This is a genomic window from Streptomyces lincolnensis (assembly GCF_001685355.1).
GTDB classification, from domain to species: Bacteria; Actinomycetota; Actinomycetes; order Streptomycetales; family Streptomycetaceae; genus Streptomyces; species Streptomyces lincolnensis.
In genome coordinates this window covers 9,841,802-9,855,243 of sequence record NZ_CP016438.1, presented here as the reverse complement: position 1 = coordinate 9,855,243, position 13,442 = coordinate 9,841,802, and the positions used below count along the sequence as shown (strand labels likewise).

Sequence of the window (13,442 nt, the reverse complement as noted above, 5' to 3'; positions counted from 1 at the left end):
GTAGGCGTGGCCCGTCGTGTTCGCGTGCAGGGCGGTGCCGGCGGGGTCCGAGGCCGCCGCGTTCAGCGGCACGGCCGACTTCGTGCCGACCCGGTGCGTGGCGATGAGGTTCCTGGCACGGGTGCCCGCGGTCAAGCTCGCCGAGGTCGGGGCCTGCTGGACGAGCCGCCATTCCTGCGAGCCGTCCCCGACCTCGTTCTGCAAGGTCAGCGGGGCACCCTGGGAGGCGCCGGTCAGGTACACATTGGTGTCTTTGGCGGCCTGGAACCTGTAGTAGCCGTCGGCGGTCCTGATGACGTTCCAGCTGCCCGTGGGGCTGTTGTCGACCCACTGGCCGATGCGCTGGCCGACCGTCGCGTTCCCGGTCCAGATGGCGGCCGCGCGGCCACCGGACTTGTTCAGCAGGGTCACACCACCCTGCGGCTCGGTCGTCAGATGCCAGTACTGGGTGTCCTTGTTCGCCGGGGAACCCACGTCCTCCAGGACGACGTCGGGTACGTCACCGTTGCCGATGTTCGCGTCGTTGGTGTGGTTGCCGGTGCCGATGACCTGGCCGGTCCTGCGGTTGACCAACTGGTAGTAGGCGCCCGCGGATCGGCCGAGGTCGACCTCGGCATAGGCGATCGTGGACGTGTCCTGGTTGTTGAGGATCGCGATACGGCCGGTGCCCTGCACGTACTGGAGGTTGCGGCTGTAGCCCGCCCGCGAGGTCGTCTGGTACTCCTTCCACGCACCGTCACCGCGTCCGCTCTCGTTGACCCAGACGTTGCCGCTGCCGGCGGCGTTGTACACCAGGCGCCCGTCGGGCAGCCGGATGATCACCGGACTGCCGCCCGTCGCGAGCGGACGCGAACCCGCATCCACCGGCAGGGACGTGACGGAAGCATCCTTGGACGCGGCGTAGAACTTCAGCGGATCGTCGGCGACCACATACCGGACGTTGGCGCCGCCGCCCCAGTACTCGTACGGCAACAGCCACTTGCCGTCCGTCGTCGGGACGACGTTCGTCATACCCGGACGGCCGCCGCCGATCTCCTGCTTGCCGCCGCCCATGTCCTGGGTCAGCCCCGCGACATCCACCACCGGTGAACTCCACTGCGCACTGCGCCCGTTCCACGTCCTGTGGACGAGGATCTGGCCGTGCGAGTCCGGCGCGGTGCCGTTGGCGGGGTCGAGCCTCGGGACGCCGGTGACCGGGTCGAAGCCGAGGTAGTCGTTCTCGTCGGAGTAGTAGCAGACCAACTGGCCCTTGTGGACCATCAGATACGGCTCCCACAGGGGATCCACCTGCTGGTACGTGTTCGCGGCGGCGACGTTCTTGCCGACCGCACCCGCACTGCCGCCCTGCCAGCCACCGGTGGCGATCACGTTCTCGACCTTCCACGTCACCCCCTCGTCGGTGCTGGAGTACAGAGCGATCGCCAGATCGCTGCGGTCACCGTCGTTGGACGGCGTCCAGTCCGGGTCCGCCGCCTTGTGCTCCAGGTAGTAGCGGTCGTCGCCCGACACGACGCTCGCCAGGAGCAGCGTGCCCGCCCTGAGGTTGCCGACGGTCTGCGGGAGGACGTAGAGGTACGGGTTCGTCCAGTTGCTCTTGTACTTCTTGTAGCGGGGGTCGGTGGAGAGGTACGCGGGGGCCTTCACCTCCGACAGGGGCTGCCAGGAGGTGCCGTGGTCGTCGCTGCGGTAGACCGGGAGGGTCTCGCCGTCGGCGCTTCCCGTCTTCGGTACGACGGTGGCCTTCTCGAACGACGCGACCAGGCGCCCGCTCGGCAACTGGGCGGACTTGGGGTAGACCGCGCAGTTGCCCCGGCCCTTCAGGCACGGCTCGTCGCCGAGTTGGTAGAGGATCCCGCCGGTCGGGTTGTACGCCTGGGCACCGGCCATGGGGATCGCCACCATCGCGGTTGCCGCGACGAAGGTGCCGAACGCCTTTCCCAGCTGTCTTGTCTGCATGACCTCTCCTTTGAGGGACGACCAGGGGTGGTGTTCAGTTCTGGGGCGGGGTGACGAACACCCGTACGTCCCAGGCGCGCAGTTCCAGGACGGTGCCGGCCAAGACGCTGCCGCCGTCCAGGAGGTCGGACAACGCGACCGGGGCCGCCACACGGGCCGGCTCCCAGCTCCAGTTGTGGATCACATGGATCCGGCGTCCGTCGGGGGACGTGCCGGTCGTCGCGGTGACGGTTTCCGGCAGTCCGTGCCAGCCGGAGACCGCGGAGGGCGCGAGCCATTCGGCCACCGCGCGGGCGAGGCCGCGGCCGGGAATCGTGCCGACGCAGGTGACGCGGCCCTCGCCGTGGCGGCGGGTGGTGAGGGCGGGCCAGCGGCCGAAGTGCGGATGGTCGTAGGAGGCGAGCACCTCGGCGTCAGTGGCCGTCAGGGCGTCGGCCCAGCGGGTCGCCGTCGCCTCCGGCGGCAGCCGCAGCGGGCTCCCGGGCGCGGAGCGGACCGGAATGTCCTGCGCGAGGTTGCTGAACTCCTCGTAACTGACGCCCGCGGCCTCGGTGAGGCGTCCGGGTGCCGGTTCCGGACGGGCGCGGGCCTCGTGGTCGGCGTAGCCGGTGCGGGGGCCCAGGACCAGGTGGCCACCCGCCCGGGCGTAGGCCGCGAACCAGTCGAGGGTCGTGTCGGCGGCGATGTACAACGCCGGTACGACCAGCACCGGGTGGCGGCGTGCCGCCTCCCGCGGGGTCATGTCCTCCCGCTCCCCGCGCGGGTCGTGCAGCTGGCGGGCGTGCACGATCCGGACCTGGCGGCCGGCTTCGAAGGCGCCGCGGTAGAAGGGGTCGACGATGCGGTGGTAGGCGGCGGCGTCGGGTTCGCCGTCGGGGGTCGCCAGCGGCGGGTGCTTCTGCATGAGCCACTTGCTGGGCGTCGAGTACACCAGGGTGATGTCGGCGTCCGGTTCGAGGCCGGCGACGAGCGGGCCCGCGGTGTCGAACTCGGCGCCCAGGCGGGCGAGTTCGGCGTAGGCGCGGCCGGGACGGCCGCTGTGCGGGAAGACGCCGCCCCAGTAGGTCTCGGCGCCGAAGCGCAGGGTCTGCCACTGCCAGTACTCGATCATCCGTGCGCCGCGTGCCACATGGGCCCAGGCGGCCTGGCGCCACTGGCCGTCGTAGGCGGGGCGGTTGTCCCAGGCGAAGCCGATGGAGCCCGCGTTGGTCTCGGTGACCAGGAAGGGCTCCTGGCGGGAGGAGAACATCCAGTCGGCGGTCTGGTACATCGACCAGACGCCGGTGGTCTTCCAGACCTGCTCGTGGTCGTCGGGTGTGGGGTCGGGCAGCAGGAGGCCGTCCTGCATGTCGTAGTACGGGTTGCCGGAGGCGATGTCGAGCCGGGCGGCCAGTTCGTCGTCCTCCACGCCCTGGCGGGTGTAGGAGATGCAGGTGGTGACGAAGTGATCGTCGCTCGCGTACTCGCGGACGATGTCGGTCTGCCAGCCGATGAACTCGGTGACCTGGCGGGCCTGGAACTCCCGCCAGGCGACGTCGTACTGCGGCTGGACGTTGCCGTCGGGCCTCCACAGGTCGGCCCAGGTCGACAGGCGGTGGGACCAGTAGACCAGGCCCCATTCGCGGTTGAGGGTCTCGACGTCGCCGTACTTCTCGCGCAGGTGGTCGACGAAGCGCTGGAAGACGCCCTGGTTGTGGAAGAGGTGCAGGCCCGGTTCGTTGTCCACCTGCCAGCCGATGACGGCCGGGTGGCCGGCGTACCGGGCGACGATCCTGCGGATGATCCGCTCGGCGTGGAAGCGGAAGGCCGGGTGGGTGAAGTCCACCTCCTGGCGGCCGCCCCAGCCGATGCGCTGACCGGTGGCCTGCTCCCCCGTGATCTCCGGGTACTGGCGGGCCAGCCACGGCGGCACGGCGTAGGTCGGGGTGCCGATGACGACGGAGATGCCGCGCTCGTGGGCGCCGTCGAGGACCGGCTGGAGCCAGTCGAGGTCGAAGCGTCCGTTCTGCGGCTCCCAGGTCGACCAGACCGACTCGCCCACCCGGATCACGGTGAAGTGCGCCTCGGCCATGAGGTCGAGGTCGGTCTTGAGCCGTTCGTCGGGGATCAGGCCGGGGTCGTACGTGGGCGTGTACTCGTGGTAGTACGCGGCGCCGAACAGGACGCGGGCGGGCAGAACCGCCATGGAGGAACCTCCGGGTGGGGGTGGGGAGTTACTGCTTGACGCTGCCGGTCGCCAGGCCGCTCTGCCAGTAGCGCTGGAGCATGAGGAAGGCGATGACGAGCGGGACGACGGAGATCAGGGAGCCGGTGACGACGAGCGGGAGCAGGTCGCCGCCGGCTCCGGCGCCGCCGTTCTGGGCCTGGGCGGCCCAGGAGGAGAGGCCGACCGTGATGGGGTACAGCTTCGGGTCGTTGAGCATGATCAGTGGCAGGAAGTAGTTGTTCCAGGTCGCCACGAGGGTGAACAGCAGGACGGTCACGAACCCGGGGGTGAGCAGCCTCAGGGCGATCCGGAAGAAGATCCGGGCCTCCCCCGCGCCGTCGATGCGGGCGGCCTCCAGCAGGCTGTCGGGGACGGCGTCGGCCGCGTAGACGCGCATCAGGTAGAGGCCGAAGGGGTTGACCAGGGACGGCAGGATGATCGCCCAGGGCGTGTTGACCAGGCCGGCCTCGGCGAACAGCAGGTAGGTGGGGATCGCCAGGGCGGTGGCCGGGACCATGATGGCGCCGAGGACCAGGTTGAAGGCGGCGCGGTCGCCGCGGAAGCGGAACTTGGCGAAGCCGTACCCGGCGGCGGCCGCGATCAGGGCGGCGCCGAGCGCGCTGGTGACGGCGTAGACGGCAGTGTTGAGCAGCCAGTGCACGAAGACGCCGTCGTCCTGGGTGAAGGTGGCCTTGATGTTCGCCAGGAGCTGCGGGGTGTCGGAGAACCACAGGCCGAAGCTGTTGATCAGGTCCTGGGTGCCCTTGGTGGAGGCGATCAGCAGCCAGCACAGGGGCAGCAGGAAGTAGGCCAGGGCGGCGAGCATGGCGATCGTCAGCGGGGTGCTGCGGCGGGGGGCGGCGGCCCGGTTCCGCTGTGGCGCGGTGGGGCGCGAGGCGGTCTTCGGCGGCTGCAGGGTGGCGGTCACGCGGTCCTCCTGCGGTTCGCGGTGAGCAGGACGGCGTAGGAGACGACGACGATGACCAGGCCCAGGAGGAAGGAGACCGTGGCGGCGTAGTTGACCTGGTTGCCGGTGAAGGCGAGGGAGTAGGCGTAGAGGTTGGCGGTGTAGGAGCTGCTGATGACGTCCGGGGCGATCTTCATCAGCAGGCTCGGCTCGTTGAACAGCTGGAAGCTGCCGATCACCGAGAACAGCAGGGTGAGCAGGAGCGCCGGGCGCAGTGCGGGCAGTTTGATGGACCGGGCGATCCGCCAGGCGCCGGCCCCGTCCATCGCGGCCGCCTCGTACAGGTCGTGCGGGATGGTGCGCAGCGCCGCGTACAGGATGATCATGTTGTAGCCGACGAACTCCCAGGTCACGATGTTCGCGAGGCTGCCGAGCATCCAGCCCTCGCCGAGGAAGTGCGGGGCCGGCAGGTCCAGATTGCGGCTCAGCTGGGCGAACGGGCCGAAGTCGGGGCCGTAGAGGTAGCCCCACATGAGCGCGGCGACGACGCTGGGGACGGCGTACGGCACGAAGATGCCCAGCCGGATCACGCGTGCCAGGCGCAGCAGACCGCTGTCGAGGGCGAGGGCGAACACCAGGGCCAGCAGCAGCATCAGCGGGACCTGGAGGACGAAGAACAGCGCGACCCGGCCGACGCCTTGGCGGAGCAGCGGGTCCTTCAGGGCGTGAGGTAGTTGTCGAGCCCGACGAAGGCGGTGCCGCCGACGAGCCGTTCCTGGAAGAGGCTGAGGTAGGCGGCGTAGCCGAGGGGGGCGAGGAACAGCAGAAGGAAGAGGATCATGAACGGGGCCACGAACAGGGGCCCCGCCCGGCCCTGTTTCCTGGCGGGGGCGGCGGCCATCTCAGGCTCCCTCGACGGTGAAGCCCTGCTTCTTGGCGTACGACGTCAGCCGTGACTGCCAGGTGCCGAGCGCGGCGACGGTGTCGGCCTTGTCGGCGAGGGACTTGCCGACGGTCTCGGTCCAGTCGGTCGCGGCCTGGTCCAGGAACGGCGGCCACTGGAACGAGGTCGAGACGGTGTCGCCGATGTCGGCGAAGACCTGGTTGACCTTCTGGCCGCCGTAGAAGGAGGGCGCGTTGCCGGTGAAGCCCGCGTCCGAGAGCAGGGCCTTGGTCGCCGGGAAGAAGAACTGCTTCGTGGCGAACATCTCGGCGCTGGCCGGGTCGCTGTTGAGGAACTGGGCGAACTGTGCCGCCGCGATGGGGTTCTTGGTGGAGCGCAGGGCGGCGGTCGTCGAGCCGCCCCAGTTGCCGGAGGCCGGCTGGGAAGCGTCCCACTGCGGCAGCGGTGCCGCCCGCCAGTTGCCCGCGGTGGCCTTGGCCGAGCCGGACAGGAAGGCCGGGCCCCAGGCCGCGGTGAGCCAGGTGGCGTACTTGCCCTTGTTGAAGCCGGCGTACCAGCCGTCGGTGAAGTCCGGGTCGGTGCTGATGACGCCTTCCTTCGCGAGCCCGCCCCAGTAGTCACCGAGCTTCTTGGAGACGGCGTCGTCGACGCTGATGGAGAGGGTGCTCTTGCCGGAGATGGCGTACGGCTTCGCGCCCGCCTGCCACAACAGGCCGTGCCAGGCGGCGGGTTCGTTGGCCGCGAGGTTGGTGAGGTAGACGTCCGGGTCGGCCTGGTGGAGCTTGCGGGCCGCCTCGGCGAACTCGTCCCAGGTCTTGGGGACTTGGATGCCGTGCCGGTCGAAGATGTCCTTGCGGTAGAGCATGCCCATGGGGCCCGTGTCCTGCGGGATCGCCCAGACCTCGCCGCCGGGACCGCCGACCTGCGCCCAAGTCCAGTCGACGAACCGGTCCTTCAGCGCGGAGGCGCCGTACGGGGCCAGGTCCAGCAGGCTGTCGGTGATGGTGAAGGTGGGTACCGCCTGGTACTCGATCTGCGCCAGGTCCGGGGCTCCGGTGCCGGCCTTCAGCGCGGTGCGCAGCTTGGTGTAGTGGGCCACGCCCTGGCCGGCGTTGACGACCTTGACCTTGATGGCGGGGTACTTCTTCTCGAAGAGCGCGATCTCCTGCTGGATGTCCGGGACCCAGGTCCAGAAGGTCAGTTGGGTGGGCGTCTTCATCGCCTTGTCGATGTCGGCCTGGCTGACCGGCTTGGTGGCCGAGGAGGAGCCGGAGCCGCTGTCGCCGCTGCACGCGGTGACCGCGGCACCCAGGGACAGGGCTCCGGAGACGGCGAGGAACCGTCGACGGCTCATGGAGGACGTGGGAACGAAGGATCGGGGCATGGTGAACTCCCGCCGATGGGCAGAGGGACGGCACGCCTGGCGAAGGCGCGTCGCACGCGTGTGGGAAGGGTGGTGCGGGGCGCGAGGGCGCTACCAGGGCATCGGGATCGCCATGATCGGGCAGGCGTCGCGCGGGCTGTGCCGGTGTGTGCCGTACAGCGGAAGTCCACGGTCGTGGAGGCTTGTGCGGGCCGGTGAACGCGAGGGGTCACCGGCCGGGCCGACGGTGCGGGTCAGTGGGTGGCGGGCGGCTCGCCCTCGGTGGGGGGTGCGTGGGTCGCGCCGCGTGCGCGGGTGGCCGTATGTCGTTCGCGCGCCGGGGTCTTCCGGGCCGGCGGGGGTGCCGTCGAGGCGCGGACGACGAGTTCGACCGGCGGGTCGTTCGCCGGCGCCGGCTCGGCGTCCGGCTTCTCGATGGCCTGCACGAGCAGCCGCAGCCCTTCGTGTGCCACGGAGTCGAACGGCTGGCGCACCGTGGTCAGCGGAGGGGTGACGTAGGCGGAGACGGGGATGTCGTCGAAGCCGACGACACTGACGTCTGCCGGTACGCGCAGGCCGGCGTCCGCCAGTGCGCGGATCAGCCCGACGGCCATGTCGTCGTTGGCGGCGAACACGGCGGTGAGGTCGCCGGCGGAGGCGAGGTCGCGGCCCGCCGCGTAGCCGGACGCGGCCGACCAGTCGCCCTCGATGACGGACGGCTGTTGTCTGCCGCGTGCCGCCAGCGCCGCGCGCCATCCCTCAAGACGGTCGCGTGCCGCGAACCACCGCTGCGGACCGGCCAGGTGATGGACCGTCACATGCCCCAGTTCCAGGAGGTGCTCGGTGGCCGCCCGCGCCAGGGCTTCGGCCCCGACCCCCGCGGACACGGCCCGGGGGCCGCCGAAGGCCGCGGGTGCGCCGAGCACGAGGACCGGCACGTCGGTACTGAGGGAGAGGGCTCCCTCGGCTCCCTCGTCGATCGGTTCGGATACGACGATGCCGTCCACACCCTGTTCGAGCAGCGACTCGACGGCTCCGGCGACACCTCCGGGGTCGCCCTCCAGGGTGTTGACCACCCGGAGCGCGTATCCCGCGTCCCGGGCGGCGCGTTCGACGCCGATGAGCAGGGAGGCGGGGCCGTACAGGGCGGTGCCCAGCGTGACCACGCCGATGGTGCGGGTGCGTCCCGAGGCCAGGGCCCGGGCCGCGTTGTTCATGCGGTAGCCGAGCGCCTCGGCGGCTTCGAGGACGCGCCGGCGCGCCTCGGCGGACACGTACTGCTCCGCGTTGAAGACCCGGGAGACCGTCTTCTGCGAGACGCCGGCCAGCCGGGCCACGTCCACCCCGCGCGGCGCGGTGGAGCCATCGCCCCGTGCTTCTCCTCGCGGCATCGCGTCTCCCTGTCTCCGGCAGCCCGAATACTAGCCAGTCACAAGCCGGTCGTTTCTATGACTGCGCTGTCATGACTGCGCAGTCATATGTACGCAGTCGAACAGGACGTGTCAAGGGTTCGCGCAGCACTCCGGCTGCTCCGGCCGCCCGAGCCCGGGAGGCCGGTCCACCGGCACACGGGCACTCACGGTAGGTTCCGCCTGGACGAACATGCGGAGGTGGCGTGAGCAAGCAGGACGAGCAGGGCGGGATCACGACGGCGAAGGAAGCGGCCGACAACGAGCTGGTCCTGGCGTTCGGGCGACTCCAGGGGGCCGCGAACCGGCTGGAGTACATCCTGGGCCGCAGACTTGAGGAGGAGTGCGGGATCAGCCATCTGACGTTCGAGGTGCTGCTGATCCTGGGACGCGCCGGCGACCCGGGACTGTCGATGCGGTCGATCAGCCAGGAGCAGGTGCTCACCACGGGCGGGGTGACCCGGCTGGTGGACCGGATGGAGGCGGCCGGACTGGTGCGGCGCGTCACGGATCCGGACGACCGGCGCGGACGCCTGGTGCGCCTGACGCCGCTGGGCGAGGAGACCGTCGTACGCGCCTCCCGGCTCCACGTGGAGAACATCAGGCAGTACTTCCTGGAGCCGTTGCCCGCCTCTCACCGGGAGCGGTTCGCGGAGGACCTGCGGACCCTCAGCCATTCCGCCCGCGACGTCCTGCCACAGCTGCCCTGACCGGCCGTCGAGCGGAACGTCACGGCCGACGGACGGCCCACTGACGACCCACTGACGCATCGAGCGACGCACGTCACCCGACCGGACCCTCCCGGATTGAAATATCTGACACGTCAGATACTGTTGGTTCCGGGTGAGTGCCCCGCACCAGGCGGGCGCCCCGTTCCTCCGAGGTCCTCGATGAAGCTCGCCTACGTCTTCGACGCCTACTGCGGCTGGTCGCACGGTTTCTCCGGCACCCTGAGGGAGGTCTCTTCCCGGCACCCCGACCTGCCGGTGGAGGTCGTCTCCGGCGGTCTGTTCACGGGCGGGCGGCGGGTGCCGATGAGCGCCTTCGGCTACATCCAGGGCGCCAACCAGCAGATCAGCCAGGTCACCGGGGCGTCGTTCGGTGAGGCCTACCAGCGGCTCGCCGACGAGGGGTCGTTCGTCATGGACTCCGAGGCCGCCGCCCGCGGCATGGCCGCGCTGCGCCAGGCCGCCCCCGACCATGCGGCAGAGCTCGCCATCGCCCTCCAGCACGCCTTCTACGTCGACGGCCTGAGCCTCTCCGACTCCGCGACCCACCGGAAGGTCGCACAGGAGGCCGGGCTGGACGCCGACGCCGTGGTCGCCGCCTTCGAGAGCCCCGAGGCGCCGTACACGGCGGCGGACGACTTCCACCGCGCGGCCGAGCTGGGGGTCACCGGCTTCCCCACCCTCCTCGCCGTGGATGGCGAGCACATCACCGTCGTGGCCCGCGGACACGCCACCGCCGACGACGTGGACCGACGTCTCGCGGCCCTCTGATCCTCCACCCCCTCCCCTCTCCCACTCCACTCCCCTCCCCGAGAGCCAGGAGCACTTCCATGAGCACGCTCGACTTCAAGGTCCTCGACCTCGACTTCCCCGCCGGCAGCAAGAACAAGACCGCCACCCTCGTCACCGGTGAGAGCGAGGCCCTGCTGGTGGACGCCGGCTTCACCCGGGCCGACGGCCACCGGCTGGCCGCCGAGGTCCTCGACTCCGGCAAGAAGCTCACCACCGTCTTCGTCTCCCACGGCGACCCCGACTTCTACTTCGGCGCCGAAGTCCTCGCCGACGCCTTCCCGGACGCGCAGTTCGTCGCCACCCCCATCGTCATCGAGCACATCAAGCACTCCTACGAGGGCAAGCTCAAGGCCTGGGCGGCCCTCGGCCCGAACCTGCCCACCCGCCTGGTCGACCTGAAGCCGCTGACCGGCGACCTCTCCCTGGAGGGCCACCGCTTCGAGCTCAAGGGCGCGCCGGCCGCGCTGCCGGACCGGTACTACCTGTGGCAGGCCGAGCAGCGCGCGATCCTCGGCGGGGTGCTGCTGTTCCAGCAGGAGCACGTCTGGGTCGCCGACACCGCGACCCCCGGCGACCGCGCGGCCTGGATCGACCTGCTGGACGAGATGACCGCCCTCGACCCGCAGCTGGTCGTCCCCGGCCACCGCCTGCCCGGCACCGCCGCCGACAGCTCCGCCATCGCCGCGACCCGTGACTACCTGGTGGCCTTCGAGGAGGAGCTGGCCAAGGCCGCGGACGGCGCGGCGCTCACCGAGGCGCTCGTCGCCCGCTACCCCGACAACGGCATGGTCATCGCCGCCCAGATCGGCGCGAAGGTCGCCAAGGGCGAGATGAAGTGGGGCTGACCATGACCGAGTTCGCCACCTCCACCGCACCGGCCGACGTCGTACGCCGCCAGTATCTGGCCTCCGCCGCCGGAGACCTGGCGGCCCTGCGCGCCACCCTGGCTCCCGACGTGGAGTGGACGGAGATGGCCGGTTTCCCCCTCGCCGGCACCTACCGCACCCCCGACGGGGTCACCGCCAACGTCATGGAGCAGTTGGGCAAGGAGTGGGACGGCTGGGCCGCCCACGACGACACCTACGTCGTCGACGGCGGGAACGTCGTCGTCCTGGCCCGCTACACGGCCGTCAACAAGGCCACCGGCAAGCGGATCGACGTACGGGTCGCCCACCACTTCGTGGTCCGCGGCGGACTGATCGTCCGCTTCGAGCAGTTCGTGGACACCGCCCTCGTCCGCGACGCCATGGTGCCCGACGCCTGACCACAGGCGGGCGTTCGCCGACGCACGGGTCGCGGCCCCTTGATGAAGACGTGGCCGACGATGCCCCAGCGGGTGTCGTCGGCTCCGGCCCGCGCCGCTTACGTCTCGTCCAGGCTCGCCAGAATGCCCAGGTGCCCCACACGTACGGTCAGGACATGGACCGGGACATCAGCACGGACACAGTCAGCGGCGTCGTCAGCATCGAGTACTCGCAACTTCTACGTCGGCGAGCATGTCGAGCGCGGCTTCGACAGTTCCACGGAGTCACCCGAATGCCGCCGCGGGTTCCCACAAGAACCCGCCGGGTCGGTGAAGGTCTCGGTGCCGCCGCCGATGGTCAGACAGTGGGACCCGCTGCCCTCCGGCGGGACTCCGGCGACCTTGACCAGGCCGCGGCGTCCGTACAGCGACAGCTTGACGGGACTCGCCGAACCGTCGAACTCGACGTACTTGCTGCCGAAGCTCTTCGCGACCGTGAGGCCGCGGTCGACATGGAACCGCTTGGTCGCGGCCATGTCCGAGACGCCCGGTAGGACAACGATCTCATCGATCTGTCGACTGTCCGGGCCGGTGTCCTTCTTCGACGGTGTCGCGCTGCTTGTAGGTCTCGCGGTCGAAGGCCGGTGGCCTGCCGCCCAGGCTTCCCCGCCGCAGCCGGTGACGTCGCTGGTCGGCCGGGACAGGGATCACCGTCCGGATACCGCGCTTACGCAAGTGGCCGCGGATCGCGCGGGAGGAATACGCCTTGTCGGCCAGGACCGTGTCCGGCCCAGTGCAGGGCCGTCCACGGCGGCGGGGAACGCACAGGCGTGCCATCACTTCCATCAAGTGAGGGTCCGCTACCCGGATGCCACTGCGGCGGCGCGCCACCGCGCAACCCACCGGCCCGCCCCCGGCATCAAGCAGTCAGGGCGTTCACGCGGCGCATCACGTCACGGCAGAACGCGCCGATCGCGTCCGGGTCGTCGATGAACTGGTTCGGCTTGATGCAGAACGTCGTGAAGCCCTGTTCCAGCTGTTCCGGGATGCTCGCGAGCGCCGCGCCGAGGTCCGCCGTGGAGTGGTCGTCGGGAAACACGGCCTGGGTACCGCCGATCATCTCCATCTCGGCGACGTCCCGGCCTGCCGCGGCCATGGCGTCCTTGAGCACCTGCATGTCCTGCGGCGTCGGTCGGCCCAGCGGATGGAAGCCGTGACCGTACTGCACGAGCCGGCGCAGGACGGGGCCGTTGAGGCGCTGACCGCCGAACCACAGCCTCGGACCCTCGGGCCGGAAGGCCTTGGGCTCGAAGTAGACGTCCCGGAACGGGTAGTGCTCGCTCTCATGGGAGATCGGGGATGGTCCCCAGGCCTTCGCCCAGACGTCGAGGTGCTCGTCGAGCAGCCGCCCTCGTCTGCCGAAGGGGACGCCGAGGGCGTCGTACTCGTCCTTGCTCCAGCTGACCGTCGGCTGCACCAGCAGCCGTCCCTCGCTGATCAGATCGAGAGTGCCCAGTTCGCGGGCCATGAGGAGAGGATGGCGCAGGGGTGCCAGCACCGCGGCGGCGGCCAGGCGCAGGCGTTCGGTGACGGAGGCGATGGCGGACAGCAGGAGCAGCGAGTTCGGCCAGGGGGTGTACGGGTCCTGGTTCCCCGGGAGGGCGTAGTCGCGAGGGTTGCCCATGATGCCGTCGGCGGCCGCGTCGGGGCCCAGCACGACGTGCTCGCTGACCATGACGGAGTCGAAGCCGGCGTCCTCGGCCTCGCGGGCCCACCGTACGACGGCGGGCAGGTCGGCCCGGCCGCCGGTCAGGGTCCAGTTCTCGCTCAGGACCAGCAGCATGCGGGGTGTGTCGATCACAGTGAGCATCCTTCGCTTGCGTCGGCCGTAGAAGGCCAGCATATCTTTTGACCCCAAACATGTTGAGGGGGCG

The 13,442-nt window shown here is 70.4% G+C and carries 10 protein-coding genes and 3 pseudogenes; 4 read left to right on the top strand and 9 right to left on the bottom strand.

The features are described from left to right. Positions 1–156: 156 nt before the first annotated feature. The 6 genes and pseudogenes from SLINC_RS43490 to SLINC_RS43465 all read right to left on the bottom strand — a co-directional run. Positions 157–1,887: pseudogene (locus tag SLINC_RS43490) on the bottom strand (RICIN domain-containing protein); the annotation flags it as partial. Between the two features lie 103 nt (positions 1,888–1,990). Continuing rightward, a complete protein-coding gene (locus tag SLINC_RS43485; protein ID WP_067443921.1) occupies positions 1,991–4,141 on the bottom strand; it encodes a beta-galactosidase in 2,151 nt (716 codons plus the stop codon). Positions 4,142–4,169: 28 nt separating this feature from the next. Further along, positions 4,170–5,090 carry a carbohydrate ABC transporter permease gene (locus SLINC_RS43480; RefSeq protein ID WP_067443920.1) on the bottom strand — a complete coding sequence of 307 codons (921 nt, stop codon included), beginning with the start codon at positions 5,088–5,090 and terminating at the stop codon, positions 4,170–4,172. Then, positions 5,087–5,970 (bottom strand): annotated as a pseudogene (locus SLINC_RS43475) (carbohydrate ABC transporter permease). Before SLINC_RS43475 ends, SLINC_RS43480 begins: the two are co-directional and overlap by 4 nt. 1 nt (position 5,971) lies before the next feature. Beyond that, a complete protein-coding gene (locus SLINC_RS43470; RefSeq protein ID WP_067443919.1) occupies positions 5,972–7,357 on the bottom strand; it encodes an ABC transporter substrate-binding protein in 1,386 nt (461 codons plus the stop codon). 233 nt (positions 7,358–7,590) lie between these two features. Then, on the bottom strand, positions 7,591–8,727 hold the full coding sequence (locus SLINC_RS43465) for a LacI family DNA-binding transcriptional regulator (protein WP_079165005.1): 1,137 nt from the start codon (positions 8,725–8,727) through the stop codon (positions 7,591–7,593). A 224-nt stretch (positions 8,728–8,951) separates the two neighbouring features. Between SLINC_RS43465 and SLINC_RS43460 the strand changes: the two genes are divergently transcribed. The 4 genes from SLINC_RS43460 (at position 8,952) to SLINC_RS43445 (ending at position 11,529) form a co-directional block, all read left to right on the top strand. Then, positions 8,952–9,455: a MarR family winged helix-turn-helix transcriptional regulator gene (locus SLINC_RS43460; RefSeq protein ID WP_067443917.1), complete on the top strand. Its 504-nt coding sequence runs from the start codon at positions 8,952–8,954 to the stop codon at positions 9,453–9,455. Between the two features lie 180 nt (positions 9,456–9,635). Next, positions 9,636–10,244: a DsbA family protein gene (locus tag SLINC_RS43455; protein ID WP_067443916.1), complete on the top strand. Its 609-nt coding sequence runs from the start codon at positions 9,636–9,638 to the stop codon at positions 10,242–10,244. Positions 10,245–10,303: 59 nt separating this feature from the next. Then, positions 10,304–11,110: an MBL fold metallo-hydrolase gene (locus SLINC_RS43450; RefSeq protein WP_067443915.1), complete on the top strand. Its 807-nt coding sequence runs from the start codon at positions 10,304–10,306 to the stop codon at positions 11,108–11,110. Between the two features lie 2 nt (positions 11,111–11,112). After that, positions 11,113–11,529 (top strand): nuclear transport factor 2 family protein, encoded by a 417-nt coding sequence (locus SLINC_RS43445; protein WP_211292777.1) that lies wholly within the window; start codon positions 11,113–11,115, stop codon positions 11,527–11,529. Between the two features lie 218 nt (positions 11,530–11,747). Here SLINC_RS43445 and SLINC_RS43440 read toward each other — a convergent pair whose 3' ends face one another. The 3 genes and pseudogenes from SLINC_RS43440 to SLINC_RS43435 form a co-directional block, all read right to left on the bottom strand. Next, positions 11,748–12,044 carry a VOC family protein gene (locus SLINC_RS43440; RefSeq protein WP_211292776.1) on the bottom strand — a complete coding sequence of 99 codons (297 nt, stop codon included), beginning with the start codon at positions 12,042–12,044 and terminating at the stop codon, positions 11,748–11,750. A gap of 64 nt (positions 12,045–12,108) precedes the next feature. Beyond that, positions 12,109–12,348: pseudogene (locus SLINC_RS46835) on the bottom strand (transposase); the annotation flags it as partial. A gap of 79 nt (positions 12,349–12,427) precedes the next feature. Next, positions 12,428–13,378: a TIGR03619 family F420-dependent LLM class oxidoreductase gene (locus SLINC_RS43435; protein WP_067446472.1), complete on the bottom strand. Its 951-nt coding sequence runs from the start codon at positions 13,376–13,378 to the stop codon at positions 12,428–12,430. Between the last annotated feature and the right edge of the window lie 64 nt (positions 13,379–13,442).

Bases quoted from the DNA above. Each gene is read 5' to 3' on its own strand.
- SLINC_RS43440 (WP_211292776.1), bottom strand. From the start codon at position 12,044: ATGGCCGCGACCAAGCGGTTCCATGTCGACCGCGGCCTCACGGTCGCG.
- SLINC_RS43455 (WP_067443916.1), top strand. From the start codon at position 9,636: ATGAAGCTCGCCTACGTCTTCGACGCCTACTGCGGCTGGTCGCACGGT.
- SLINC_RS43485 (WP_067443921.1), bottom strand. From the start codon at position 4,141: ATGGCGGTTCTGCCCGCCCGCGTCCTGTTCGGCGCCGCGTACTACCAC.
- SLINC_RS43465 (WP_079165005.1), bottom strand. From the start codon at position 8,727: ATGCCGCGAGGAGAAGCACGGGGCGATGGCTCCACCGCGCCGCGCGGG.
- SLINC_RS43445 (WP_211292777.1), top strand. From the start codon at position 11,113: ATGACCGAGTTCGCCACCTCCACCGCACCGGCCGACGTCGTACGCCGC.
- SLINC_RS43435 (WP_067446472.1), bottom strand. From the start codon at position 13,378: ATGCTCACTGTGATCGACACACCCCGCATGCTGCTGGTCCTGAGCGAG.
- SLINC_RS43470 (WP_067443919.1), bottom strand. From the start codon at position 7,357: ATGCCCCGATCCTTCGTTCCCACGTCCTCCATGAGCCGTCGACGGTTC.
- SLINC_RS43450 (WP_067443915.1), top strand. From the start codon at position 10,304: ATGAGCACGCTCGACTTCAAGGTCCTCGACCTCGACTTCCCCGCCGGC.